Raw genomic sequence first — 24,563 nt, 5'->3', positions numbered from 1 at the left:
CTTGCAGCAGACGATCAGTGCGCCTTATTCTCCGTCCACCCGGCTTGTCCGGCCGCTTCGTTTTCCCCCTTTGAGCACATGAGGAGCGCCCGGTATGACGGGTGTGACGAACAGGTGGCGCACACCTGTACTGGCGGTCGCAGGCGGCACCGCATCGGGCAAGTCAACCCTTGCCGAGGCGCTGTCGCTGCACCATCACGAGACCATCGGTCTGATCCACCTCGATGACTTCTACGTGCCCGCGCACGACACCGTGCGCGGGGTGCGCACGGTCAGCGCGAGCGGGTCCGAGGTCCTGGACTGGAACCATCCCGGCTCGATCGACGAGCTCGCGGTGGTCGCGGCGATCGAGGCCGCGGCCACTTCGGGCCGGCACCGGCTGGTCGTCGTCGAGGGCCTGTTCGCCCTCACCCTGCCGTCGGTCGCCGGCCGGGCGACCTGGCGGGTGTACGTCGACACCCCCGACGACATCCGGCTGGCCCGCAAGATCCTCCGCAAGATCGACGTCCAGCGGCAGGACCCGCGGCTGTCGCTGCTGAACTACCTGGAGACCGGGAGGGAGCGGCATGCCGCGCATGTCGCCCCCTCCCGGGCCCTGGCCGACCTGGTGGTCGACGGCACCGCCGACGAGTTCCGCATGATCGCCGAGGTGATGATGCTGATCGGACCGGTGCTCGCCGATCCCGTGCTGGACGCCTCGGCGTTCAGCGAGACGGCGTGAGCACGGCCGCCAGCAGCTCCGCCGCGATCGCGGTGCCGTTCAGGGTGAGCACCGACTCGGGGTGGAACTGCACGCCCGCGAACCCCGGCCCGCGCATCGCGTGCACATCACCGGTGGCCGGGTCACGGCTCAGCTCCACCCGGTGGGTGGCGAGCTCCTCGGCGGTCGCGTCGTCGCAGCGCGCCGTGAAGGTGTTGTAGAACCCGACGGTCTCCGGCCGGCCGAAGAAGTCGATGCGCTCCTGGGCGCCCTGGAAGGGGACGTCCTTGCGCACGATGTCCAGCCCCAGTTCCGCCGCGAGCAGCTCCTGGCCCAGGCACACACCGAGCAGCCCCTGCCGGTGGCCCTTGACCAGGTCGGCGGCGAGGGTGCGCAGGAAGCGCATCTTCGGGTCGGTGGCGTCCGCCGGATTGCCGGGTCCGGGGCCGAGCACGACCGGACCCTCGTGGGACAGCGCCGCCTCCCGCAGGCCCGGCTCGTCGTAGCGCCGTACGGTGACGCCCAGCCCGGACGAGCGCAGCACATGCGCGAGCATCGCGGTGAAGGTGTCCTCCGCGTCGATCACCAGCGCGTGCGCCGACAGCGCGCGCCGGTCGGCCGGGGACGGCTCGACCTGCATCCGCAGCCAGAACGGCGCCAGGTTCGCCCGCCGGGCGTCCAGCGCGGCCCGCACCCTGATGTCGTCGGCCAGCCGGTACGCCGGCTCGGGAGCGTGCTCGGGGGCCGGCCGCACTCCGAGCGCGGTGAGCACCCCGGCCGCCTTGGCGTGCGTCTCGGCGACCTCGCCGCGCGGGTCGGAGTGCCGGACCAGCGTCGCGCCGACCGGCACCTTCAGCTGCCCGCCGGGGTCGATGTCCGCGGTCCTGATCAGGATCGGCGAGTCCAGCGTCCTGGTCCCGGCCGCGTCCCGTCCGATCAGGGCCAGCGCGCCCGCGTAGTAACCGCGGCCCCCCGGCTCGTACCGCTCGATGACGCGGCAGGCGTTCTGCACCGGGGAGCCGGTGACGGTCGCGGCGAACATCGTCTCGCGCAGCACGTCCCGTACATCCATGGTGGTGCGGCCGCGCAGCTCGTACTCGGTGTGCGCGAGGTGGGCCATCTCCTTGAGCCGCGGCCCGACCACCACACCGCCGAGGTCGCCGACGGTGCACATCATCTTCAGTTCCTCGTCGACCACCATCGTCAGCTCCTCCACCTCCTTGGGGTCGTGGAGGAAGGCGAGCAGCCCCTCGGGGTCCGGCCCGGTGACGGGATAGCGGTAGGTGCCGCTGATCGGGTTCATCACGACCGTGCCGCCCGCCATCCGCACATGCACCTCGGGACTGGCGCCCACCAGCGTGCGGTCCGGGGTGTGCACGACATACGTCCAGTACGCGCCGCGCTCACCGCTGAGCAGCTTCCGGAACAGGGCGAGCGCGGAGCGCGGCCCGTAGCCCGCGATCTGCCCCCGGAACGTCCGCCGGATCACGAAGTTGGCGCCCTCGCCGCGGCCGATCTCGTCCTCGATCACCCGCTCGACGATCCCGGCGTAGGTGTCGTCGTCCACGTCGAACGCACCCTCGTCGACCGTCACCTCCTGGTCCGGGAGCGCGGCGAGGACGTCCGCCAGCGGCAGCTCGTACGTCTCGTCGGGCCGCAGCACGGCCAGCGGCGTCCCGTCGTCGCGCACGTCGAAGCCGCGTTCGCGGATCTGCCGGAACGGTACGAGCGCGAGCGCGTCCAGCGCCGGGCCGTCACCCGGTGCACCGTCCGGCAGGGTGATGTCCCGCAGCCGGCCGGCTTCGGTGACGGGCCCGAGGAGCACTTCGACGAGGTCGGTGTCGCGGCCCGGGGTGCGGCGGCGGAGCAGGGCGAACGGTGGGCAACCGGGGGAGAGCAGCCGCTCGACGAGGGCGGTGGCTGTGGTGGCTTCGGTGCCGGAGACGGGATGCACGGCGGGTCCTTCCGATGGTGGGACAACGGAGGGAGCGGCCGGGAAACAGAAAAGGCCGCCCCTTGGGCGGCCTTCGCGGTGAGTCGTTACGTACGCGCGATGAGGTGGGCCGCCGGTTGAGCGGGCCACCACCAGTTGGTGTGCTGTTGCGCGAACATGTTCAGAACCCTAACGCACGGGGGACGGCGCAGTGGGGCTCGTCTCATCCAATGGGCGGCGTCGGATTCCGCCTGTCGTCACCCCGTAGTGTGGTCGTGTGACCGTGAACGCTAACCCCGCAGCCGGTGGAAACACCTGGCGATCCCTTCCCGCGGCGCAGCAGCCCGAGTACCCCGACTCCGAGGCGCTGCGCAATGTGCTCGCGGAGCTCGAGTCGTATCCGCCTCTCGTCTTCGCCGGCGAGTGCGATCAGCTGCGTACCCGCCTGGGGGCTGTCGCCCGTGGCGAGGCGTTCCTGTTGCAGGGCGGCGACTGCGCCGAGGCCTTCGACGCCGTGTCCGCGGACCAGATCCGCAACAAGCTCAAGACGCTCCTGCAGATGGGTGCGGTGCTGACGTACGCGGCCTCCGTGCCGGTCGTGAAGGTGGGCCGGATCGCCGGCCAGTACTCGAAGCCGCGCTCCAAGCCGACCGAGACCCGCGACGGCGTGACGCTGCCGACGTACCGCGGTGACTCGGTCAACGGCTTCGCCTTCACCGAGAAGGAGCGGGTCCCGGACCCCGAGCGGCTCAAGCGGATGTACAACGCGTCCGCCTCGACGCTCAACCTGGTGCGCGCCTTCACCACCGGTGGCTACGCGGACCTGCGCCAGGTGCACGCCTGGAACCAGGACTTCGTGAAGTCCTCGCCGTCCGGACAGCGCTACGAGGCGCTGGCCCGCGAGATCGACAACGCGCTGAACTTCATGGCGGCGTGCGGGACCGACCCCGCCGAGTTCCGGACCGTGGAGTTCTACGCGTCGCACGAGGCGCTGCTGCTGGACTACGAGTCGTCGCTGACCCGCGTCGACTCGCGGACCGGCTCGCTGTACGACACGTCGGGCCACATGGTGTGGATCGGCGAGCGCACCCGGCAGCTCGACGGGGCGCACATCGAGTTCGCCTCGAAGATCCGGAACCCGATCGGCATCAAGCTCGGCCCGACGACGACGCCGGAAGAGGCGCTGACGTACATCGACCGGCTGGACCCGGAGCGTGAGCCGGGCCGGCTGACGTTCATCGTCCGCATGGGCGCGGACAAGGTCCGCGACAAGCTCCCGACGCTGGTCGAGAAGGTCACGGCCTCGGGCGCGCAGGTGGCGTGGGTGACCGACCCGATGCACGGCAACACCTACGAGGCGGCGTCCGGCCACAAGACGCGGCGCTTCGACGACGTGCTCGACGAGGTCAAGGGCTTCTTCGAGGTCCACAAGGGCCTCGGCACCCACCCGGGCGGCATCCACGTCGAGCTGACCGGCGACGATGTGACCGAGTGCGTGGGCGGCGGCGACGAGATCTTCGTCGACGACCTGCACCAGCGGTACGAGACGGCCTGTGACCCGCGGCTCAACCGCAGCCAGTCGCTGGACCTGGCGTTCCTGGTCGCGGAGATGTACCGGGGCCAGTAGTCCTGGCGGACAGCCGGAAGACGGCACAAGGGGCGCGGATCACACAGATCCGCGCCCCTTGCCGCTTTTCACCGACGGACGTGCCGGGTAAGGTAAGGGTAACCTCAGCCCAGGCGCCCGAGAGGGGTGAACCGCGTGTACGTGTGCTCTTGCTTCGGCATCACCGAGCAGCAGGTCAAGCAGCACGCGGATTCCGGCGCCTGCAGCCCCCGCAAACTCGCCTCGGCCTGCAAGGCCGGCACCGACTGCGGGTCGTGCGTCAAGCGCATCCAAGCACTGCTCGGCCGTACGGCGACGCCGGTGGCCCGGCCGGCCGCTGGGCAGCTGGCCGTAACGGAAGAGCCGATGGCCGAAGCGGCCTGAGCTGTCCGCTGCGCGGGACCGGCGTCAGCTCTCCGGTTGTTCGATGAGCTGCGCGATGTAGAGCGGCTCGCCCAGCTTCTCCACCAGTTCGAGCTGGGTGTCGAGGTAGTCGATGTGGTGCTCCTCGTCGGCGAGGATCGACTCGAAGATGTTCGCCGAGGTGATGTCGCCCTTGGTCCGCATGACCTCGACGCCGCGCTTGAGGCGGTCGATGGCCTCGACCTCGACCTGGCGGTCGGCCTGGAACATCTCGGTGACCGTCTGGCCCACCCGTACATGGAACAGCCGCTGGTAGTTCGGCAGGCCGTCGAGGAAGAGGATGCGGTCGGTCAGCAGTTCCGCGTGCTTCATCTCGTCGATGGATTCCGAGCGGGTGTATTTCGCGAGCTTCGTCCAACCGAAGTTCTCCTGCATCTTCGCGTGCAGGAAGTACTGGTTGATCGCGGTCAGCTCTGCGGTCAGCTGTTCGTTGAGGAACTCGATGACCTCGGGGTCGCCCTGCATGGCAACGCCGTCCTTCCAAAGGGAATCGACAAGATGGCCGCATCTTTGCACTGCGGGCACGGCTGATCCAGTAAGTGCACGCTTACATCCGGTGGGGACCGGCGGTCCCGAATCGGGCCCAGCCCGGTCAGAAGCACTGGGTCCGGTCTGTCACCATGGAGTCATGGGTCAGTCCGAAAGCCGTGCGGGTGAGCTTCCCCCGGGGCAGCGGCTACAGCGGGGCTGGCCGGTCACCCACTACGGTCCCGTGCCGCGCTTCAAGCCGGACCGGTGGGAGTTCCGGGTCTTCGGGAACACGGCCGACGGGGACAAACACTGCTGGAACCACGAGGAGTTCTCGGCGCTGCCGTACTCGATCGTGAAGGCCGACTTCCACTGCGTGACGAAGTTCAGCATGGTCGGCATGGAGTGGGGCGGGGTCGCCGCCGCGACGGTACTGCGGCTCGCGCCCCCGGCCCCCGGCGTCACGCACGTGATGGTGTGGGCGGAGTACGGCTTCAGCTCGAATCTCCGGATCGAGGACTTCTCCGACGACAAGTCGATATTCGCCACCCACAAGGGCGGCGAACCGCTGACCGCGGAGCACGGTTTCCCGGCCCGGCTGGTGGTCCCGCACCTCTACGCCTGGAAGGGGCCCAAATGGGTCAGGGGCGTGGAGTACATGACCGCCGACCGCCGCGGCTTCTGGGAGGAGCGCGGCTATCACAACGTCGGCAGCCCCTGGTCGGAGCAGCGCTACTCCTACCAGGAGGAGCCCGGGGACGGCCCGGAGCTCTGACCGCCTGATCAGTGGTACTGGTGGACGACCGCGTGGCCCTTGCCGCGGCCTATCAGCCACTTGTTGACCGGTGTGGTCACGAGGAACGCGACGACGAACGACAGCGCCAGGCTCACCCAGAAGAGTGCGTCCGACAGTGTCGCGTCCATGGCGCCGGGAAAGACGATGATCGTCCCGTTGTCGGCGAGCTCCATGAAGATGATGGAGACGGTGTCGGCGGCGAGCGCGACCCGGAACGCGGCGCGCAGGTCGAGTCCGGCGCGCAGGACCCCGCGCATGGTGAGCGCGTAGCCGAAGGCGAAGGCCAGCACGATGGCCAGGATCATCGTCGGAACGTTGTGCCAGCCGAGCGCGGTGCCGATCAGCATGCCGAGCACCTCGCCGATGGCGCAGCCGGTGAGGCAGTGCAGGGTCGCCGTCGCCGCCATGCGCCAGGACGCGGAGCCGTGGGCGGCATGCCCTTCGTGGCCGGTCTGTGGCTCGTGGTGCGTGTGTTCTTGGTGCGTCGTGTGGTCGTGCTGCATGACGTTCCACCCCCATCAGGAATCGCCGGTTGGTTGCTCTGTAGCCAACCGTATACCCCCAGGGGGTATTCCCGTAAGGGGTTATCCGTCCTGCGGACCGTCCCTCAGCGCCTTCAGGAGCGCCACGTCCGCGGCATGGCCCTCGGGCCCGCCCGGTGTCTCGATGATCAGCGGAACCCCGGCGGTGGCCGGGTGGCGGAACAGCTCGCGGAACGGCTCGGCGCCGATGTGGCCGGCCCCGATGTTCTCGTGCCGGTCCTTGTGGGCGCCGCTCACGTCCTTGGAGTCATTGGCGTGGATCAACTTCAGCCGGCCCTCGCCGACGGTGTCCACCAGCTCGTCGAGCAGCAGCTTCATCCCGCCGGGCGCCGCCATGTCGTGCCCGGCCGCGAAGGCGTGGCAGGTGTCCAGGCAGACCCCGAGCTTCGGATGCCGGTCGAGGGCGTCGGCGTACGGGCCCAGGTCCTCGATCAGCGAGCAGAGCGAAGCGCCCTGGCCCGCGGTCGGCTCCAGCAGCAGCCATGGGTCGTCGTCGTGGGTGAGCTCGTCGAGCAGCGGCAGCATGTGCTCCCGCACCTGTGCCAGGGCGGTCGAGCGGGGCCGCCCGCCCGTCGCGGACCCGGTGTGCACCACCACGCCCAGCGCGCCGATCTCCCGGCCCCGGCGCAGCGAGTGGCGCAGTGATTCCACCGACTTCTCGACCGTCGCCGGGGTGTCCGAGCCGAAGTTGATCAGATACGGGGCGTGGACGTACGCGGGCACCGACCCGGCGGCGCGGCCCGCGCGGAACAGCTCGTCCTGCCGCGGATCGCCGGGCGGGGTGGCCCAGCCGCGCGGGTTGGCCACGAAGACCTGGACGGCCTCGGCCGTCAGCCGCTCGGCGTTGGCCAGCCCGACGGTCGCGAGGCCGCCGGCCACCTGCACATGGCCGCCGACGGGATTGCGGTTCACCGGACCCACACGGTGATCGTGGCGCCCCTGGGCGCCTGCTGGCCCCCCTCCGGCGACTGGCTGAACACGGTGTCGCCGAAGAACGCGTGCATCACCCGGATGTCGAAGCCGGCGTTCTTGAGGATCTGCTTCGCGTCGCCCGCGCTCCTGCCCTTCACATCCGGCACGTCGAAGAGCTGCTGTCCCTTGGAGATCGTGATCGTGACGGTGTCGCCCGCGCCGGCCTGGGTGCCCTTGCCCGGCGTCTGGAGGGCCACCTTGTCCTTGTCGGCCACGTCCGAGAAGACCTTGTCCGGGGCGAGCACGACGGTCAGCCCGGCGTCCTGCAGCGCCTGCTGGGCGTCGGCGACCGAATCCCCGACCACGTCGGGGACATCCACCGGGGCGCCCTTGCTGACGACGATCGACACGACGGCGTCCGGCGAGCGCTTCGTACCGGCCGGCGGGTCCGTGGAGATCACGGCGCCCTTGGGTACGTCCTCCGTGAACTCCTGCGTCACCGTGCCCGGCGTCAGCGCCGCGCCCTTGATCTGCTCCTGCGCCACGGCCAGCGTCTTGCCCGTGACATCGGGTACGTGGACCTCCTGCGGCCCCTTGGAGACGGTCAGCGTGACCTCGGCGTTGCTGCGGACGCGCCGGCCCGGTCCGGGATCGGTGGAGATCACCTGGCCGCGGGGAACGGTGAGGCTGAAGCCGGTGGTGACCTTGGTGTGCAGCCCCGCGTGGTCGAGCTTCTGCTGCGCGTCCGCCTGCGACAGCGCGAGAACGGCCGGGACCTTGGTGAACTGGCCGTCGCTGATGTACCAGACGCCGGCGCCGACCCCGAGGATCAGCAGCGCCGCCACGATCACCGCGAGCACACCGCGCCGCGGGCCGCGCCGGGCGGTACGGTGCCCCGCGGGCCCCGACGGTCCCGGCGGGCCGGCCGGAACCGGCGGCAGCGGCGGCGGAAGCTGGAGAACGCTCGTGCGGTTGAGCTCCTCCTCGGCCGGCAGGACCGGCCGGGAGATGACGCTGGTCTGCTCCTCGTCGCCCGGCGCGCCCTGGGAGTCCTTCAGCCAGCCGGTGCCCGGAACGGCGTCCTGCGGCTCCTGAGCGTCCGGCACCGCCCGCGGCGGCACCAGGTCCAGCTGCTCCTGGCTCAGCGCCTGACGGGTGGTGTGCAGCTGTGCGAGCAGCTCCACGGCGTCGGCGGGCCGCAGCTGCGGGTCACGCGCGGCGGCCCGGCCGACCAGCGCGTCCAGCACGGGCGCCAGCCCGGGGACGGCCTCGGACGGCGCGACGATGTCCTCGTTCAGCACGTGGAAGATCACCTGCATCGGCGTACCGCCGGTGTGCGGCTTCCCGCCGGTCAGCATCTCGTACAGCAGCACGCCGCAGGCGTACACGTCCGTGCGCTGGTCTATGGTGCCGTGCTCGATCTGCTCCGGGGCGAGGTACGAGACCGTGCCCAGCACCGAGCCGGTCGTCACGCTGGTGTTGGTGTCGACCGCCCGGACCAGGCCGAAGTCCACGACCTTCACCCGGCCGTCGTCGCCGATCAGGACGTTCTCCGGCTTCACGTCCCGGTGGATGAGCCCGGCCCGGTGCGCGGCGCCGAGCGCGGCCAGCACCGGCTCCAGGATGTCCAGCGCGGCCCGTGGCTGCAGGGCGCCGCGCTCGCGCAGCACGTCGCGCAGCGTGCAGCCCGCGATGTACTCCATGGCCAGGTACACGAACGTGCCGTCCGTGCCCTGGTCGTACACGCCGACGACATTCGGGTGCGCGAGCCGGGCCACCGCCTTCGCCTCGCGGATGAAGCGGTCGACGAAACCGGCGTCGGCCGCCAGCCCGGGGTGCATCACCTTCAGCGCGAGCACCCGGTCGAGGCGGGTGTCCACAGCCCGGTAGACCGTGGCCATACCGCCGACGGCGATGCGCGCCTCGACCCGGTAGCGGCCATCGAGCGTCTGCCCGACGAGGGGATCCTGCAGGGTCGTATCCACGACACGGAAGTCTACGAGCCGCCGCCGACCCGTCTCGCCGAACGCGGCCGTACTGTGTCCCGCCCGTAGCGATCCGGGACGCAACCGTGACCGTCCGCCCCGGTGGGAGCGCTCCAGGCGGCGGATCGGATCCCGGACCGGGGCCCGGATCCGCCGCCCGGAGCGGGTCGTGGATCAGGTCCCGCTGAAGGCGGGCCGCTCCGGATCGAACGCGGCGACGCCCTCGACGGGGGACGACGCGGCGGCGTACTGCCGGCGGGGGATGCGTCCGGCCCGGAACGCGAGCCGCCCCGCCGCCACCCCGTGCCGCATGGCCTCCGCCATGAGAACCGGCTGCTGGGCGCGGGTCACGGCCGACGCCAGCATGACGGCGGCGCACCCCAGCTCCATGGCGAACGCCGCGTCGGACGCGGTGCCGGCCCCGGCGTCGAGGATGACCGGGACGCCCGCCCGCTCGGTGATCAGCTGGAAGTTGTGCGGATTGCGGATCCCGAGCCCGGAGCCGATCGGCGACCCCAGCGGCATGATCGCCGCGCAGCCGACGTCCTCCAGCTTGCGGGCGAGCACCGGATCGTCGTTGGTGTAGGGCAGGACGGTGAATCCGTCGTCGACCAGCGTCTCGGCGGCGTCCAGCAGCTCGACGGTGTCGGGCAGCAGGGTGCGCTCGTCGGCGATGACCTCGAGCTTGACCCAGTCGGTGCCCAGCGCCTCGCGGGCCAGCCGCGCGGTGAGGACGGCCTCGCCGGCGGTGAAGCAGCCGGCTGTGTTCGGCAGGACCCGGATGCCGTGCCGGCCCAGCACGGAGAGCACGGAGCCCTTCGTCGCCGGGTCGAGGCGGCGCATCGCCACCGTGGTGAGTTCGGTACCGGAGGCGAGCAGCGCCTGTTCGAGGATCTCCAGGCTGGGCGCACCACCGGTGCCCATGATCAGCCGGGAGGTGAAGGGGACGCCGGCGATGCGCAGGGTGTCGTCGGCGGCACCGGCCGTGTGCGGGGGGTGCGGCACGGGATCAGCCTCCCTGGACGGCGGTGAGGACCTCGACGCGGTCGCCGTCGGCGAGTGCGGTGGTGGTCCAGCGGCTGCGGGGGACGACGGTCTCGTTGAGAGCGGCGGCGACGCCCGAGGGGGCGGCGGTCAGGGAGGCGACGAGCCGGTCGAGGGTCAGGCCCTCGGTGATCTCGCGGGCCTCACCGTTGACGGAGACGGTCATGCGGGCTGCTCCTGAAGCGTGAAGCGTGCGGGGGAGAAGGGCCGGGCCGACTCCGGCACCGAGCCCGTCGTGAGCAGCTCGGCCATGATGTCGCCGGTCACCGGGGTCAGCAGCACACCGTTGCGGTGGTGGCCGGTGGCCAGCAGCAGACCGGGCAGCGCGCTGCGGCCGAGCAGCGGGGCGTTGTCGGGGGAGCCGGGGCGCAGGCCCGCGAGGGTCTCCACCAGCGGCAGTTCGGTGAGCCCCGGCACCAGTTCGTGGGCGTCGCGCAGCAGTTCGTAGACGCCGCCCGCGGTGACCGTGGTGTCCCAGCCGAGTTCCTCGCTGGTCGCGCCCACGACGAGCTCGCCGTTCTCGCGCGGCACGAGATACACCTGGCCGCCGCGCACCACGGCCCGCACCGTGCGGGAGAGGAACGGCGCGTAGCCCGGTGGGATGCGCAGCCGCAGGATCTGCCCCTTGACCGGGCGGACCGGCGGCAGGGCGTGCTCGGGGATGCCCGGCAGACCGCCGCTGCGGCTGCCCGCCGCGAGCACGGTCTGCTCGGCGGCGAGCACGGTGCCGTCGTCCAGCACCGCGCCGGTGGCGTGGTCCCGGACGGTCTCGATCCGGGCCACCGAACTCCGGTGCAGTGCCACGCCCGCGAGTTCGGCCGCGCGCAGCAGCGCGGCGGCCAGCCGGCGCGGATCGACCTGGTGGTCGCCGTCGACACGCAGTCCGCCTCGCACACCGGGCGCCAGCATCGGCTCCAGCCGGCGGCACTCCCGGCCGGACAGCCACTCGGACTGCAGGCCCAGCGACGTCTGGAAGGCGTGCAGTTCGCGCAGGTCGGCGCGGTCGTCGGCGTCCAGGGCGACGGCGAGCGTGCCGCACCGCCGGTAGCCGAGGCCCAGCCCGGTGGCGTCCTCCAGCTCGGCGGCGAAGGACGGATAGCGGCGGGCCGACGCGAGGTTGAGGTCGAGCAGCGTCTGCTCGCCGTACTGCAGCTCGGTGACGGCGGCCAGCATGCCGGCCGCGACATGCGCGGCACCGCCGCCCGGCGCCGGGTCGGCGACCGCGGTGCGCAGCCCGCGCTGCGCGGCGCGCCAGGCCGTGACGAGTCCGATGATTCCGCCGCCCACGACCAGTACGTCGTAGCGGTGGCGAGATGGATGCATGAGTGTCCCGCTCCTCCCTTCGCCGGCATGACCCGGATCAGGTTCGTACGGTCGGCGGCCGGTCAGCCGCCCTCTCAGCCCGGTACGTCCGGACTCCCGCGAGTGCGTTAGCCCCGCCACCCTAGTACGCGGGCCCGAACGGCGGTAAGGGAGCACCGTTCGGGCGGGAGGGGAGTGCGGAGACAGGGGGATCGGATTTCGCACTGGTGGCCTGCCGGTAATCAATGGGGCGTTACGGTGATCGTGTGAGCCAGCCAAGCGCCGAGCGCGCAGTGATCGTCGGGGCCGGGATGGCCGGAGTGCAGACCGCTGTGTCGTTGCGGGAACAGGGGTGGCGCGGCGACATCACGCTGATCGGCGCCGAGCCGCACGCACCGTACGACCGCCCGCCGCTGTCCAAGTCCGTACTCCTCGGCACGGCCGAGGGCTCGCCCTTCGACGTGGACTTCAACGGCCTCGGCGTCGAGTTGCTGCTCGGCCGGCACGTGAGCGCGCTGAGCGCCGCGGAACGGCACGTGGCCACCGAAGAGGGCCTGGTCCGGTACGACCGGCTGGTGCTCGCCACCGGCGCCCACCCGGTGGCACTGCCCGGCAGCGAGGGCATCCCGGGCGTCTTCATGCTGCGCACCCTGGACGACGCCGCCGAGCTGCGGCCGGTGCTCGACGAGAAGCGCGACGTCGTCGTGGTCGGGGCGGGCTGGATCGGCGCGGAGTTCGCCACGGCGGCCCGCCAGGCGGGCTGCGCGGTGACCGTCGTCGAGGCGGCCGACCGGCCGCTGGCCGGAGTCCTGCCGGGCTCCGTCACCGACCACATGCGCGGCTGGTACGCGGACGCGGGCGCCGAACTGATCACCGGGACCGCGGTAGCGGCCGTCGAGCCCGGCGCGGTGCTGCTCGCCGACGGGAGGCGGCTGCGGGCCGGGGCCGTCGTCGTCGGCATCGGCGCCCGGCCGGCCACCGGCTGGCTGGCGGGCTCCGGCGTCGAGCTGGGACCGGACCGCTCCGTGCTGGCCGACGACCGGCTGCGGACCTCCGTCGCCGATGTCTTCGCGGTGGGGGACTGCGCGTCCTTCCCGTCCGCGCGCTTCGGCGAGCGGCTGCTCGTCCACCACTGGGACAACGCGGTCCAGGGGCCGCGCGCCGCCGCCGCCAATGTGCTGGGCGGCGACGAGGTCTACGACCCGGTCCCGTACTTCTGGTCCGAGCAGTTCGGCCGTTTCGTGCAGTACGCGGGGCACCACTCCGCCACCGACACGATGCTGCTGCGCGGCGACCTGACCGGGCCCGCCTGGTCCGTCTGCTGGCTGCGGGACGGCGTGCTCGCGGCGCTGCTCGCGGTCGGCCGCCCGCGCGACCTGGCTCAGGGCCGCAAGCTCATCGAACGCGGCGCCCATCTCGACCCGGGCCTCGTCACCGACCCCGCGGTCCCGCTCAAGACCGCGGTACAGGCCACCCCCGGCAACAGCCCCGCGGGCGTCTGAGGCCAAAACCGGGCCTGCGCGTCAATTGTGGTCAAACCGTCAGGCCCGGCGGCGGCGAACCGGTACGCGGGTGCCCGTCAGGGATGGCACGCTTGTCCCGTGACCGAGATCGACGCAACGATTGATGCCCTCGTACCTTCCTGGCTGAACCTCCCCGAGGTCGCCGAGCGACTGGGTGTGCCCATCACCCGGGTCCGCCCGATGATCAAGGAGAAGCTGTTCCTGGCGATCCGCCGCGGTGAGAACCGGGTCCTGATGGTCCCCGCCGACTTCATCGGCGAGGGAAGCATCGTCAAGGGGCTGCCCGGCCTGCTGACGGTCCTCAAGGACAACGGCTTCAGCGACGAAGAGGTGCTGGAGTGGCTGTTCACCGCGGACCCGACGCTGCCCGGCACGCCCATCCAGGCACTGAAGGAGAACCGCGGGACCGAGGTGAAGCGCCGCGCCCAGGCGCTCGCCTTCTAGATCCCCTCAGCCGCCTGCCCGCAGGCCCGTAACGCAGTCAGGACCCGCAGCACCGAGGGGGAGCGCACCATGACCACGCCGAACACCGTCCGTGAGCGGTTCGCCGACGCCCGGCTGTATCTGTGCACCGACGCCAGGACCGGGCGGGGCGACCTGGCCGAGTTCGCGGACGCGGTGCTCGGCTCGGACGTCGACGTCATCCAGCTGCGCGCCAAGGGGATCGAGGCCCGCGACGAGCTGGACGCGCTCGCGGTCCTGGCCGACGCGTGCCGCCGGCACGGAAAACTGCTCGCGGTGAACGACCGGGCGGATGTCGCGCACGCGTCGGGCGCGGACGTGCTGCACCTGGGGCAGGGCGACCTGCCGGTACCCGCCGCTCGCGCGATCCTGGGCGAGGACGTGGTCATCGGACGGTCCTGCCACGCGGAGTCCGAGGCCGCGGCGGCCGCCGCGGAGCCCGGTGCGGACTACTTCTGCACCGGACCGGTCTGGCCCACCCCGACCAAGCCCGGCCGGCACGCGCCGGGCCTGGACCTGGTGCGGTACGCGGCCTCGCTGGAGACCGACCGGCCCTGGTTCGCGATCGGCGGGATCGACCTGGCCAACGTCGAGCAGGTGCTGGAGGCCGGGGCCCGGCGGATCGTCGTCGTCCGGGCGATCACCGAGGCCGACGACCCGGCCGCCGCGGCGGCCGCACTGGCGAAGATCGTCACCTCGTACGACGGCTGACCCCTCCCCCTGATGCGCCCCGCCACGGCCCGGTCACGCTCTGACCGATCGTGATCGGCCACCGGGTGTCCGACAGGCGTCCACTCCGTACCCCGCGCGTCACCAGCGCGTGTCCAAAGGATGGACGAGGGTGGGGCGCAAGCGGATAAATCGCCCGTCCTGGTTACGGGCGGTCGCGAGGCGCGGATACCCTTCGGGTATGGCCCTTGGGACAGCTTCCACCCGGACCGATCACGCGGTCACCATTCGTGAACTTCTCGCGTCCGGCGAGCGGTCGTATTCGTTCGAGTTCGCCGCGCCGAAGACCGAGAAGGGCGAGCGGACGCTCTGGAACGCCATCCGCCGCATCGAGGCGGTAGGGCCGACCTTCGTGTCCGTGACCTACGGAGCCGGCGGATCGTCCCGTGAGGGCACCGTCCGCGCCACCGACCGGATCGTCTCCGACACCACCCTGACCCCGGTCGCGCACCTGACGGCGGTCAACCACTCGATCGCCGAGCTGCGCAACATCATCGGGCAGTACGCCGACGCCGGGATCCGGAACATCCTCGCGGTGCGCGGCGACCCGCCCGGCGACCCGCTCGGCGAGTGGGTCAAGCACCCCCAGGGCCTGCTGTACGCCGCCGACCTGGTCCGGCTCATCAAGGAGTCCGGCGACTTCTGCGTCGGCGTCGCGGCATTCACCGAGATGCACCCGCGCTCCAGCGACTGGGAGTCCGACACCCGGAACTTCGTCGACAAGTGCCGCGCCGGGGCCGACTTCGCGATCACCCAGATGTTCTTCGACGCGGACGACTACTTCCGGCTGCGTGACCGGGTGGCCGCCGCCGGCTGCACGACCCCGATCATTCCCGAGGTCATGCCGGTCACCAACGTGCGACAGATCGAGCGCTTCGCTCAGCTCGGCAACGCGCCTTTCCCGCCGGAGCTGGCGGACCGTATCCTCGCGGTGAAGGACGATCCGGCGGCGGTGCGGGCGATCGGCATCGAGTTCACGACCGAGATGTGCCGGCGCCTGATGGCCGAGGACATCCCCGGACTCCACTTCATTACTCTTAACCACTCCACGGCGTCGCTGGAAATCTACGAGAATCTCGGTCTGCACCAGAGGTCGTGACCGCTCGTAAGGTGAGGAAGTGCGGACATGGGCTACACGCTGCTCTACATCGCGTTCGGCGTGGTCGCGCTGTGGCTGCTCGGTGAGGTGCTGCTGCAGTACAAGGCGCGGCTGCGCTGGCGGCTGCTCGCCTTCGCGGGATTCCTGGGAGTCGTCGGGGGTGTCTCGCTCCGCAACGCCATCGTCATCGCGGTCGGCGCCATCGCGTTCGGCACCGGCCAGACGTTCGTGACGATGTCCTACCGGCAGGGCTTCTCCACCGGCTGGGCGCTCGGCGGCAGCCCCGGCTCCAGCCGCCGCCGCAAGGGCACCCGCGGTGCGGGCGCCGGGGCGGGCGAGCCCGTCCTCGAGGTCAGCCCCATCGAGGAGGTGTCCGAGGGACCCGAACTGGCGACGGTCTACCAGGCGATGCCGGTGCTCGACGACACCGGCGAGTACGGGATCTACGACGGCCAGTCGTCCTACACCCCCGACCCGTACACCAGCGGTGGCTACGAGGGCTACGGCGCCCAGGGCTACGAGGGCTGGGGCGGTGGCGGCGAGCAGCAGCCGCAGCCCGCGGCGGCGGACGCGTACGCCTGGGGCGGTCAGCAGGACTACGACCCCGCCTACGCGGCTCCGTACCAGGACCCGGGCCAGCAGCAGTACACCCCGCAGTACGACCACGAGTTCGGCTACGACACGCCGCCCGGCGGTGTCTGGGTCCCGCAGCAGCAGTCCACCGAGCCGCAGTTCAACGAGCCGCAGCAGCAGGCGTACATCCCGCAGCAGCCCCAGCAACCGCAGTACGAGCAGTCGCAGTACGCGGATCCGTACGACCCCTACCGCTACTAGGGCGCGTGCCAGGCGTCGTGGGCCAGGCGGGACTTTCGCAACACGCCCTGGGACCGCTGCTCGGTCCTGACCGGTCCTGGGCGGATGGCCCTAGCGGCTGCCGCCCGGGCCGCCCGCGATCAGGTCCGCGACGATCGCGCCCGACATGCCGGCGTGCGCCAGGCCGCCGCCGGGGTGCGACCAGCCGCCCACGGAGTACAGCCCGGGGACGGCGGAGCGGTTGGCCGGGTGGAGATGCAGACCGCCCGCGCCCGCCAGGGCGGGGCCGGGCACCGCGCCGCCCGGGGCGCCGGTCTCCCGTTCGGTGTCGGCGGGGGTGCGCACCTCACGCCACAACTCCCGCTCGCGCAGACCCGGAACGGCCGCCTCTGCGGCCTTCACGACCCGCTCGGCGAAGCCCGCGGCGGCGCCGGGCGCCGCCCAGTCCGCCCCGCCGGCCGTCGTCGCCACGGTGACCTGGAGGGTCACCGCCTCGTGCGACGCGTCGGGGACCGTCGACGGGTCGTCGGGACGCAGCACCGTCACGGTCGGGGAGTCGCAGGGCCCGGCGCCGGAGAAGACGGACTCCCACTCCGCGGGGCCGTCCGCCGCGTGCACCACGGTGCGGTGTGCGGTGCCCGCCGGTCGGGGACCCCGCAGCGCCAGGCACACCACGAACCTGCCGGGCATGCCTCCTGCGGCGTGGGGCTCCCCGGGAGCGGGCAGCGGGGCTCCCGCGACCACCGTGTCCGCGTCGATCCGCCGCCCGTCGGCGAGGTCGAGACCGCAGGCCCGGCCGTCCTCCGCGGTCCTGACCCCGAGGACCTCGGCGCCGAAGTGGAACTCGACCTTGCGCGCCAGGCACCGCTCGTACACCGCGTCGGCGAGGGCCCGCATACCGCCGCTCACGTACCAGGCGCCGAAGGTCTGCTCCATGTACGGCAGCACGGTGGCGCTCGCCGGGACGGTGCGCGGGTCGAAGCCGTACGCGAGGGCGTAACTCGTCAGCAGGGCGGCCGCCCTGGGGTCGGCCAGCTCGCGTTCGGCGACGGAGGCGAGGGACGGGGCGCCGCGGCGGAACAGCCCGCGCCGCACGGCGGGGTAGGGGTCGCGGCCCAGCGGGGTGGTGTCGGCCGCCAGGGCGTCCTCCAGGAGCGGGCGGCGGGTGGCCTCCCAGACCTCGCGGGCCCGGCCGGTCACCTCACTCCAGCGCTCACCGGCGCCCGCACCGAACGCGCCGTCCAGCGCGCTGATGACGCCCGCGCGGGTGGCGTTCGGCAGCGACACGGCCGTGCCGTCCGGGAAGAGATGCCGGCTCGCCGGATCGACCTGCGCCAGGCCGACGCGGCTCTCCAGCGGTTCCTTGCCGGTCTTGACGAACAGATCGCGGTAGACGGCGGGCAGTTGGAGCAGACCAGGGCCGGTGTCGAAGGTGAAGCCGTCCCGGGCGAACCTTCCGACGGCTCCGCCGTACGTCGCCGAGCGCTCGTAGACCGCCACCCGGTGGCCGCCGACGGCCAGCCGGGCCGCCGTCGCCATTGCGCCCATACCCGCGCCGATTACCGCGATCCGTGCCATGTCAGGGACTGTATCGGGCGGCACCGACAGCGCCGTCCGGCAGGTCGTCTCAGGTCGGCGCGACCAGCCGCTTCTCCGCGCGCCGGGCCTTCCAGCGGCGCAGGAAGCGGCGGATCCGGGAGAACAGGAAGACGACCGTGATGATGCCGAGCACCAGTATCGTGCCCGCGATGATCGCGGCGGCGAGCGGATGGAAGAGCGCGAAGACGATGATCGCGGAGACACCGAGGTCCTCGGCGAGGCTGAGGACGATGTTGCTGGCCGGTTCGGGCGAGGTGTTGACCGCTATCCGCGTACCGGCCTTGACGAGGTGGCTGGCGAGCGCCGTCGAGCCGCCGATCGCGGCGGCGGCCAGCTCCGGCAGCGAACCGTTCTGCCCGGCGAGCAGCGCCGCGACCACCGCTCCGGCGACCGGGCGGATGACGGTGTGCACCACGTCCCACGCCGAGTCCACGAACGGGATCTTGTCGGCGACGGCCTCGCACAGGAACAGCACCCCGGCGACGATCAGCACATCGGGCCGCTCCAGGGACGCGGGTACCTCGTCGGTGACCCCGGTCGCGCCCATCAGGCCGAGCAGGAACACCACGGCGTAGGCGTTGATCCCGCTCGCCCAGCCGCTGGTGAACACGAGCGGAAGTACCGACATGGTCCGGATCGTAGCGAACCGTCCACAGGGAGCGGAGGCGAAACCACGCAGTTATGAGTACTGGTACCTAGACGAAGACTTGAGTAGGAGCGCGGATGGGCCGCGGCCCCCGTTCGGGGGAAGGTAGGGGCACGGACGGGCGCGGTGCCGGTACCGCCGACACGGGGCGGCGGAGCAGGGGCGGCCCGGACGCAACGGGGGTGCACGGGTAGCGCTGTTCTGGCACGGTCCGAAGGGGGATCGGGACGTGCCAGAACAGCGCTCACTCATGTCCGCTCAACCATCTCGTACCGTCAGGTCCGCCGTGAGTCGCCGCTGACCCGGCCCTGCAGCAGCCGGGACAGGGCGGAGTGCACGTCGTCGATACTGCGGTGCGACTGGAACGCCTGCCAGTCCAGGGCGGCGACCAGCACCATCCCGAAGAGCGCTGACGCGGTGAGCGGTACGTCGATCTCGTCGCTGAGCTCCCCGTTGTCCACCGCCTCGCGCAGCACCTTCTCCACCACCGCGACCGCCTCCTGGCGGACCAGCATCAGCGTGTCCTGCCAGGCGCGGTTGGTCCGCCACAGCTCGGCGACGTACAGCTGTGTGAAGGACGGGTAGCGGGCGATGAACGCCAGCCCGGCCCGGATCTGCGCGTCCAGCGCGTCGACCCGGGTGCCGCCGCGCGCCGCCACCTCGTCGGCGGCGTCCCGCAGCGAGACGGTGAGCAGCCCGACGCCGTGCTGGAGCAGCTGCTCGAACAATTCGTTCTTGCTGGCGAAGTTGTAGTAGACGGTGCCCTTGGCGACGCCGGCCCGCTCGGCGATCTCCTCCACCGTGGTGGCGGAGAAGCCCTGCTCGGCGATGAGTGTGACGGCGGCCTCGTAGAGCTTCTGCCGCGTGGCCTGACGACGTGCGGTGGTCATGGCGTCGATTGTCCCTGCCCGGGACGGCCCCGGCTCACAGGGTCAGCTCCGGGTGCAGCCGGTCCACGGTCCACACCTGCTTGGCGCGGGCGGTCAGGGTGGTGAGCGCCAGTGCGGCGCCGGTGAAGGCGAGGAGCACCAGGCAGGCCCGCCAGACCGGCCAGAGGTCGCCGCCGGTGATCAGGTGGCGGAGCCCCTCGACGACGTAGCTCATGGGCAGGAACGGGTGGATGGCACCGAAGAAGCCGGGGCTGGTCTGCACCGGATAGGTGCCGCCCGCCGAGGTCAGCTGCAGCATCAGCATCGCCAGGGTGAGCACCCGTCCGGCCGGGCCGAACCGGGCGCCCAGGAACTGGATGATGGCGGCGAAGCAGCCCGCGGCCAGCAGCAGGAAGCCGATCGTGCCGGCGGCGCGGGCCATCTGCAGCCCGACCACCCAGTGCAGCACCGACATCAGCGCCAGCACCTGCGCCACCCCGACCGCGGCCACCGGCAGCCAGCCGGCCAGCGCTATCCGCCAGGACGCGGCCCCGGCGGCGAGCGCCCGGCGGTTCATCGGCTGGAAGAGCATGTAGCCGACCATCGCGCCGACCCACAGAGAGAGCGGGATGAAGTACGGGGCGAGCCCCTCGCCGTAGTTGGACGCCTGGTGCAGGGACTGCGAGGCGAGCTGTACGGGGTCGGCCATCACCGCGGTGCGCGCGTCGCGCTCCTGGGCGTCGTAGTCCGGGATCTTGTCGACGCCCTCGTGCAGACCGGTGGCGAGCTGCCCGCTGCCGGTGGAGAGCTGCGTCAGACCGGTGGTGAGGCGGTTGCTGCCGGTGGCGAGCTGGTACATGCCGCCGCTGAGGGTGTCGGCGCCCTGGGAGAGGGTGCCGATGCCCTTGTCGAGGGTGCGGGCGCCGCCGGCCGCCGTGTGGGCGCCCGAGGCGACCTGGTGGGCCCCGGTGTTGAGCCGGTTGATGTCCTTCACTGCGCCGTTGATGTCCGAGGACAGGTGCGGCGCGGCGGCGGCCAGTTCCTGGGCGTAGTCGTGCAGCTTGCCCAGGTCGGTGGCGAGCTGGTCGAACGACGCCGGGCCGCTGACCTGCGCGTTGAGCCGCTCGGCCAGTGTCGCGGCCTCGGCCGCCTTGTCCGCGGCGCGCTTCAGCGCGACGCAGTCTCCGGTGGCGGGGGTTGCGGCGCACTGCTTCGTGTACTGCTGCCGTACGAGGTCGGCGGCGGTCCTGGACGCCTTGGCGGCGTCCGGTGCCAGCGCGGCGATCGTGTCCAGATGGTCCTTGATCGCCTGCGATCCGTCGGCGACGACCCGGGAGACCTCGCCGATCTCCCGGGTGTGGGCCTTCACGAACGCGATCTTGTCGGAGGCGCCGTTCACCGCGTCCACGAGCCGCTGGGTGCCGGACGCGACCTGGCCCGCGCCGGAGTCGAGCGTGGTGAGACCGGTGGCCAGGTCGCCGCTGCCCTTCCTGGCGTCCTTGAGGCCCGCGGCGAGCCGGCCCGCGCCCTGCTCGGCCTTGCGGATGCCGGAGCCGAGCTCCTTCGAGCCCTGCTCGGCGCTGCCCGCGCCGCCGGCCACGTCGGACGCGCCCTTCGCGGCCTGCTGCGTCTTGTCGTGCAGATCGGCGAACGACACGAAGATCCGGTCGTAGAAGCCGCGCGAGGCGCCGGCCGAGGTGGCCGCCCTGACCTGCGAGAACACACTGCGGGAGATCTGCCCGACGATGTAGTTGTTGGAGTCGTTGGTGCGCACCTGCAGGGCGCCGGTCTCCGGGTGGCTGCCCGAGCTGGACGCGATCCGCTCGCTGAAGTCGGCGGGGATGGTGAGCGTCAGGTAGTACGAGCCGTTCTCCAGGCCCTTCGTGGCGTCGGCGGGGTCCGTCTCCTGCCAGTCGAAGGTGGCCGTGTCGTGCAGCTTGGCGGCGAGTTCGTCGCCCGCCGCGATCTTCTTGCCGCCGGCGGTCGCGCCGCGGTCGGCGTTCACCAGGGCGACGGGGATCTTGTCGAGCCGCCCGTACGGATCCCAGAAGGACCACAGGTACAGGGCGCCGTAGAGCAGCGGCAGCAGCAGGAGGGCGGCCATGGCCGCCCGCGGCAGCCGGCCCCGGCCGAACTTCTTCAGCTCAAGCGCGGCGAGCTTCGGTGCACGCATCGACGGCCTCCTCTTCGGTCTCTTCGGTCGCGTCGGCGGTCCGGTCGGTGGTCAGGTCGGCGGTGGTGCCCTGTGCGGTCCCGGTGGCCCGGGTGGGGACCACGAGCGCGTCCCCGGGCGCCCTGGTGCAGACGCCGAGGACGGTGGTGCCCGCGTCGGCGACCGAGCGCAGCATCGACCAGGCCAGCTCGCGGTCGGTGTCGCCGAGCTTGTGGTCGACGTCGTCGATCCCGAGCACCTGCGGGCGTGGCAGCAGTGCGAGGGCGACGCCCAGCCGCAGTGCCTCCAGCCGTTCCAGATCGCGTACGGCCGTCCGCTCGCCCTTCACCAGCGAGTCCAGGTCGAGCCCCGAGGCCTTGAGGGCCGCCGCCACATCGGCGCGGTCGCGCGCGGCGCGGGAGGCGAACCTGCGCTGCAGCAGCACCCTCTCGCGCAGATGCTCGGCGACGGTGAGGGCCGGTTCGAGGGCGGAGATGCCGTCGACGGGACCGAGAGCACTGATCCGGCGTACAGCGGGCATGCGCCGGGGGAGGGGGTGTCCGTGGACCTCCGCCTGTCCCTCGGTGGCCTTCATGCGGCCGGTGAGCGCCAGCATCAGGCAGGTGCGGCCGGTGCCCGACGGGCCCTCGACGGCGATCAGCGTGCCGGCGGGCGCGCTGAACGACACCTCCCCGAACACCCGCCCACGCGGGCCGCGCAGCCCGTACCCCTCCGCGGTGATCACGAGTCACTCTCCTCTTTTGAACTGACTGGTCAGTACAAAAGACAAGTATGCAGCATCGCAGGGAGGGGCCCGCCGCAGGGGTGGGCGAACACCTGTGCTAAGGGCATTTCCGCAGGTCAGGGCCGATTGTCAGTGGTGTGCCCCACTATGTGTCGTACGAAGACAGGAGGCTCGTCATGGCTGCTCACGTAAGCGACATCCATCCCGTGCTGCGCCGTGCGGCGGCTCCGCCCGCCGCGCTCGACCTGCTCACCCAGGCCCACCTCGGACTCGACGAGGCGGCCGTCCTGGAAACCCCCAACGAGCGCTACGCCACCGCCCACCTCGCCGCACTGCGGACCGCCGCCGCGGTGCTGGCCGTGCGGGGCCGGCCCGAGCCGGGCCCCAGGCGGCGACAGCGGATACGCAGCGCCTGGGAGGTGCTGCCCGAAGTCGCGCCGGAGCTCAGCGAATGGAGCGCCATGTTCGAGTACGGCGCCCGCCGCCGGGCGCGCGCCGAAGCCGGCATCGAGGGCGCCGCCACCTGGCGGGACGCGGACGATCTGCTGCGCGCCGCCGGCATGTTCCTGCGCCTGGTGGAACGGATGCTGGTGCTCCAGCCCACCCTGCCCGCTGAACTGCGCGACGGCCTGCCGCCCGCCCTGCCGCAGCAGAAGGCCAATTGATCGGCCATGGGGTACCGCACGGATAGAGTGAAGTCGCTCGTTCCAGCCAGTCGTCCGCGAGGAGCCGCCCGCCATGTCCCGTGAAGGAGTGGTGGATCCGATCCGCCCCCGAGCGTCCCTCCGTACCGCCGTGGTCTGGGAGGTCCTGCGCGACGCACTGGAGCGGCAGGCCAAGGCCGGCGGCCGCGACGCCGAAGAGCCGCTGGACGTGCTCGACACCGGGGGCGGCACCGGAAACTTCGCGGTGCCCGTGGCGCGCCTCGGCCACCGGGTCACCGTCGTCGACCCGAGCCCGGACGCGCTCTTCGCGCTGGAACGCCGGGCCGCCGAAGCCGGGGTGACCGACCGGGTCCGCGGCGTCCAGGGCGACACCCACGGCCTGCTCGACGTCGTCGAGCCCGGCAGCTACGACGTCGTGCTGTGCCACGGTGTCCTGGAGTACGTCGACGACCCGGGCGAGGGCATCCGCAACGCCGTCGGCGCGCTCCGCCCGGCCGGGGCGCTCAGCCTGCTGGCCGCCGGCCGCGGCGGCGCCGTGCTGGCCCGGGCCATCGCCGGCCACTTCACCGAGGCCCAGCACGCCATAGGGGACCCGGACGGCCGATGGGGCGACGGGGACTCGCTCCCGCGCCGCTTCACCGCCGAGCAGCTGACCCGCCTGGTCTCCGACGCCGGCCTGCGGGTCGGCGCGGTGCACGGCGTCCGGGTCTTCGCCGACCTGGTCCCGGGCGTGCTGGTGGACACCGAGCCGGGCGCCCTGGAAGCGCTGCTCAAGCTGGAACTGGCCGCCGCGGAGCAGCCCGCGTTCCACTCGATCGCCACTCAACTGCACGTCCTCGCGGACCGCGGCTGACCCGGCCACCGGACACAGCGCCAGGAGTAGTCGGTCACAGGCCGCCCGGTCAGCCGTTCAGGACCGTATGCTGGCATGACGTAACGGCGGACGGGGAATGAAGCTCCCGTCGGATTGGCGTAGTGGGGCGGGTTTCACGGGGGCGAATCCCTGCCTATCCTTGAATAAGGGTCGGACCGGTCGCCCCCGCGACCGACGAGTAGGAGGACTCCGTGCCGCTCTCGGAGCACGAGCAGCGCATGCTCGAGCAGATGGAGCGAGCGCTGTACGCCGAAGATCCCAAGTTCGCGTCGGCGCTTGAGGGAAGCGGGCTGCGCACCTATACTCGGCGGCGCGTCTACCAAGCCGTAGCGGGCTTCCTGGTGGGTATCGCGCTGCTGATGGCTGGAATGATCAAGCAGCAGCCCTGGATCAGTGTGGTCGGTTTCCTCGTCATGCTGGCTTGTGCCGTGCTCGCGGTCACGGGCTGGCGGAAGGCCGGCAAACCCGGTGAGCAGCAGCCCGCCGCAACCACCGGCCGAGGCCACCCCCGTCGCAGGGGGAAGGTCATGGACCGGATCGAGGAACGCTGGCAGCGCCGCAGGGACGGGCAGGAAAGCTAGGCCCACCCGGCCGCCGCCCAGGCAGAGGGTTCTCAACAGTTCTCAGAATGACGACGAGGGGCGCGGAACCCGGAAACGGGGCCGCCCCCCCCCGC

At 71.8% G+C, this 24,563-nt stretch carries 25 protein-coding genes and 1 riboswitch; of the genes, 12 read left to right on the top strand and 13 right to left on the bottom strand.

Annotated elements, in window-relative coordinates; translation table 11 throughout:
* Positions 1 to 94 precede the first annotated feature (94 nt).
* A complete protein-coding gene (locus tag O3W51_RS21965; protein ID WP_138356173.1) occupies positions 95 to 721 on the top strand; it encodes a uridine kinase family protein in 627 nt (208 codons plus the stop codon).
* On the opposite strand, the gene O3W51_RS21960 is transcribed toward O3W51_RS21965, so the two are convergent.
* The gene (locus tag O3W51_RS21960) at positions 705 to 2,654 is read right to left on the bottom strand and encodes an anthranilate synthase family protein (protein ID WP_269287191.1); all 1,950 of its coding nucleotides are present in this window, start codon (positions 2,652 to 2,654) and stop codon (positions 705 to 707) included. The genes O3W51_RS21965 and O3W51_RS21960 overlap by 17 nt on opposite strands.
* 256 nt (positions 2,655 to 2,910) lie before the next feature.
* Here O3W51_RS21960 and O3W51_RS21955 point away from each other — a divergent pair, with 256 nt between their 5' ends.
* Both O3W51_RS21955 and O3W51_RS21950 read left to right on the top strand, forming a co-directional pair.
* The gene (locus O3W51_RS21955) at positions 2,911 to 4,260 is read left to right on the top strand and encodes a class II 3-deoxy-7-phosphoheptulonate synthase (protein ID WP_138356171.1); all 1,350 of its coding nucleotides are present in this window, start codon (positions 2,911 to 2,913) and stop codon (positions 4,258 to 4,260) included.
* 126 nt (positions 4,261 to 4,386) lie between these two features.
* Positions 4,387 to 4,623, top strand: a complete 237-nt coding sequence (locus O3W51_RS21950) for a (2Fe-2S)-binding protein (RefSeq protein ID WP_164296254.1) — start codon at positions 4,387 to 4,389, stop codon at positions 4,621 to 4,623.
* Between the two features lie 24 nt (positions 4,624 to 4,647).
* On the opposite strand, the gene bfr is transcribed toward O3W51_RS21950, so the two are convergent.
* Positions 4,648 to 5,127, bottom strand: coding sequence for a bacterioferritin (gene bfr / locus O3W51_RS21945; RefSeq protein ID WP_138356169.1), 480 nt, complete (start codon positions 5,125 to 5,127; stop codon positions 4,648 to 4,650).
* 163 nt (positions 5,128 to 5,290) lie between these two features.
* Between bfr and O3W51_RS21940 the strand changes: the two genes are divergently transcribed.
* A complete protein-coding gene (locus O3W51_RS21940; protein ID WP_138356168.1) occupies positions 5,291 to 5,905 on the top strand; it encodes a sulfite oxidase-like oxidoreductase in 615 nt (204 codons plus the stop codon).
* Between the two features lie 8 nt (positions 5,906 to 5,913).
* Here O3W51_RS21940 and O3W51_RS21935 read toward each other — a convergent pair whose 3' ends face one another.
* The 6 genes from O3W51_RS21935 to thiO all read right to left on the bottom strand — a co-directional run bounded on the left by O3W51_RS21935 (position 5,914) and on the right by thiO (position 11,732).
* Complete coding sequence (locus O3W51_RS21935) at positions 5,914 to 6,429, bottom strand: DUF4396 domain-containing protein (protein WP_138356167.1); 516 nt, start codon at positions 6,427 to 6,429, stop codon at positions 5,914 to 5,916.
* Between the two features lie 81 nt (positions 6,430 to 6,510).
* Positions 6,511 to 7,389, bottom strand: coding sequence for a deoxyribonuclease IV (locus tag O3W51_RS21930; protein WP_187144836.1), 879 nt, complete (start codon positions 7,387 to 7,389; stop codon positions 6,511 to 6,513).
* A complete protein-coding gene (gene pknB, locus O3W51_RS21925) occupies positions 7,377 to 9,365 on the bottom strand; it encodes a Stk1 family PASTA domain-containing Ser/Thr kinase (protein ID WP_138356166.1) in 1,989 nt (662 codons plus the stop codon). The genes O3W51_RS21930 and pknB overlap by 13 nt, the downstream gene beginning before the upstream one ends.
* Positions 9,366 to 9,539: 174 nt before the next feature.
* The gene (locus O3W51_RS21920; RefSeq protein ID WP_138356165.1) at positions 9,540 to 10,370 is read right to left on the bottom strand and encodes a thiazole synthase; all 831 of its coding nucleotides are present in this window, start codon (positions 10,368 to 10,370) and stop codon (positions 9,540 to 9,542) included.
* Between the two features lie 4 nt (positions 10,371 to 10,374).
* A complete protein-coding gene (gene thiS, locus O3W51_RS21915) occupies positions 10,375 to 10,575 on the bottom strand; it encodes a sulfur carrier protein ThiS (protein ID WP_138356164.1) in 201 nt (66 codons plus the stop codon).
* Positions 10,572 to 11,732, bottom strand: a complete 1,161-nt coding sequence (gene thiO / locus O3W51_RS21910; RefSeq protein ID WP_138356163.1) for a glycine oxidase ThiO — start codon at positions 11,730 to 11,732, stop codon at positions 10,572 to 10,574. The genes thiS and thiO overlap by 4 nt, the downstream gene beginning before the upstream one ends.
* Positions 11,729 to 11,842: riboswitch (TPP riboswitch) on the bottom strand. (Overlaps the previous gene by 4 nt.)
* Positions 11,843 to 11,956: 114 nt before the next feature.
* Here thiO and O3W51_RS21905 point away from each other — a divergent pair.
* The 5 genes from O3W51_RS21905 to O3W51_RS21885 all read left to right on the top strand — a co-directional run bounded on the left by O3W51_RS21905 (position 11,957) and on the right by O3W51_RS21885 (position 16,358).
* Positions 11,957 to 13,213, top strand: coding sequence for an NAD(P)/FAD-dependent oxidoreductase (locus O3W51_RS21905; protein ID WP_198357155.1), 1,257 nt, complete (start codon positions 11,957 to 11,959; stop codon positions 13,211 to 13,213).
* Between the two features lie 99 nt (positions 13,214 to 13,312).
* A complete protein-coding gene (locus O3W51_RS21900; RefSeq protein WP_138356161.1) occupies positions 13,313 to 13,678 on the top strand; it encodes an Rv2175c family DNA-binding protein in 366 nt (121 codons plus the stop codon).
* A 69-nt stretch (positions 13,679 to 13,747) separates the two neighbouring features.
* A complete protein-coding gene (gene thiE / locus O3W51_RS21895; RefSeq protein ID WP_138356160.1) occupies positions 13,748 to 14,407 on the top strand; it encodes a thiamine phosphate synthase in 660 nt (219 codons plus the stop codon).
* 199 nt (positions 14,408 to 14,606) lie between these two features.
* Positions 14,607 to 15,524, top strand: coding sequence for a methylenetetrahydrofolate reductase [NAD(P)H] (gene metF, locus O3W51_RS21890; RefSeq protein ID WP_138356159.1), 918 nt, complete (start codon positions 14,607 to 14,609; stop codon positions 15,522 to 15,524).
* Between the two features lie 27 nt (positions 15,525 to 15,551).
* Positions 15,552 to 16,358 (top strand): hypothetical protein, encoded by an 807-nt coding sequence (locus O3W51_RS21885; RefSeq protein ID WP_138356158.1) that lies wholly within the window; start codon positions 15,552 to 15,554, stop codon positions 16,356 to 16,358.
* 90 nt (positions 16,359 to 16,448) lie between these two features.
* Here O3W51_RS21885 and O3W51_RS21880 read toward each other — a convergent pair whose 3' ends face one another.
* The 5 genes from O3W51_RS21880 to O3W51_RS21860 form a co-directional block, all read right to left on the bottom strand.
* On the bottom strand, positions 16,449 to 17,915 hold the full coding sequence (locus O3W51_RS21880; protein WP_269287187.1) for a phytoene desaturase family protein: 1,467 nt from the start codon (positions 17,913 to 17,915) through the stop codon (positions 16,449 to 16,451).
* Positions 17,916 to 17,964: 49 nt separating this feature from the next.
* Entirely contained in the window at positions 17,965 to 18,564 is a 600-nt protein-coding gene (locus O3W51_RS21875) for a DUF4126 domain-containing protein (RefSeq protein WP_138356156.1), read from the bottom strand.
* A gap of 293 nt (positions 18,565 to 18,857) precedes the next feature.
* Positions 18,858 to 19,472: a TetR/AcrR family transcriptional regulator gene (locus tag O3W51_RS21870; protein ID WP_138356155.1), complete on the bottom strand. Its 615-nt coding sequence runs from the start codon at positions 19,470 to 19,472 to the stop codon at positions 18,858 to 18,860.
* A gap of 34 nt (positions 19,473 to 19,506) precedes the next feature.
* Positions 19,507 to 21,624 (bottom strand): YhgE/Pip domain-containing protein, encoded by a 2,118-nt coding sequence (locus O3W51_RS21865; RefSeq protein WP_198357157.1) that lies wholly within the window; start codon positions 21,622 to 21,624, stop codon positions 19,507 to 19,509.
* Positions 21,596 to 22,348 carry an ATP-binding cassette domain-containing protein gene (locus O3W51_RS21860; protein ID WP_269287186.1) on the bottom strand — a complete coding sequence of 251 codons (753 nt, stop codon included), beginning with the start codon at positions 22,346 to 22,348 and terminating at the stop codon, positions 21,596 to 21,598. Before O3W51_RS21860 ends, O3W51_RS21865 begins: the two co-directional genes overlap by 29 nt.
* A gap of 176 nt (positions 22,349 to 22,524) precedes the next feature.
* Here O3W51_RS21860 and O3W51_RS21855 point away from each other — a divergent pair, with 176 nt between their 5' ends.
* The 3 genes from O3W51_RS21855 (at position 22,525) to O3W51_RS21845 (ending at position 24,468) form a co-directional block, all read left to right on the top strand.
* A complete protein-coding gene (locus O3W51_RS21855) occupies positions 22,525 to 23,013 on the top strand; it encodes an SAV_6107 family HEPN domain-containing protein (protein WP_164296269.1) in 489 nt (162 codons plus the stop codon).
* Positions 23,014 to 23,101: 88 nt separating this feature from the next.
* Positions 23,102 to 23,866 carry a methyltransferase gene (locus O3W51_RS21850; protein WP_138356214.1) on the top strand — a complete coding sequence of 255 codons (765 nt, stop codon included), beginning with the start codon at positions 23,102 to 23,104 and terminating at the stop codon, positions 23,864 to 23,866.
* Between the two features lie 212 nt (positions 23,867 to 24,078).
* Entirely contained in the window at positions 24,079 to 24,468 is a 390-nt protein-coding gene (locus tag O3W51_RS21845; RefSeq protein ID WP_138356152.1) for a DUF3040 domain-containing protein, read from the top strand.
* Positions 24,469 to 24,563: the final 95 nt, after the last annotated feature.

The sequence above is a fragment of the Streptomyces sp. H39-C1 genome (genome assembly GCF_027158125.1).
GTDB lineage: Bacteria > Actinomycetota > Actinomycetes > Streptomycetales > Streptomycetaceae > Actinacidiphila > Actinacidiphila fildesensis.
This window is presented reverse-complemented; position numbering and strand designations above follow the sequence as displayed.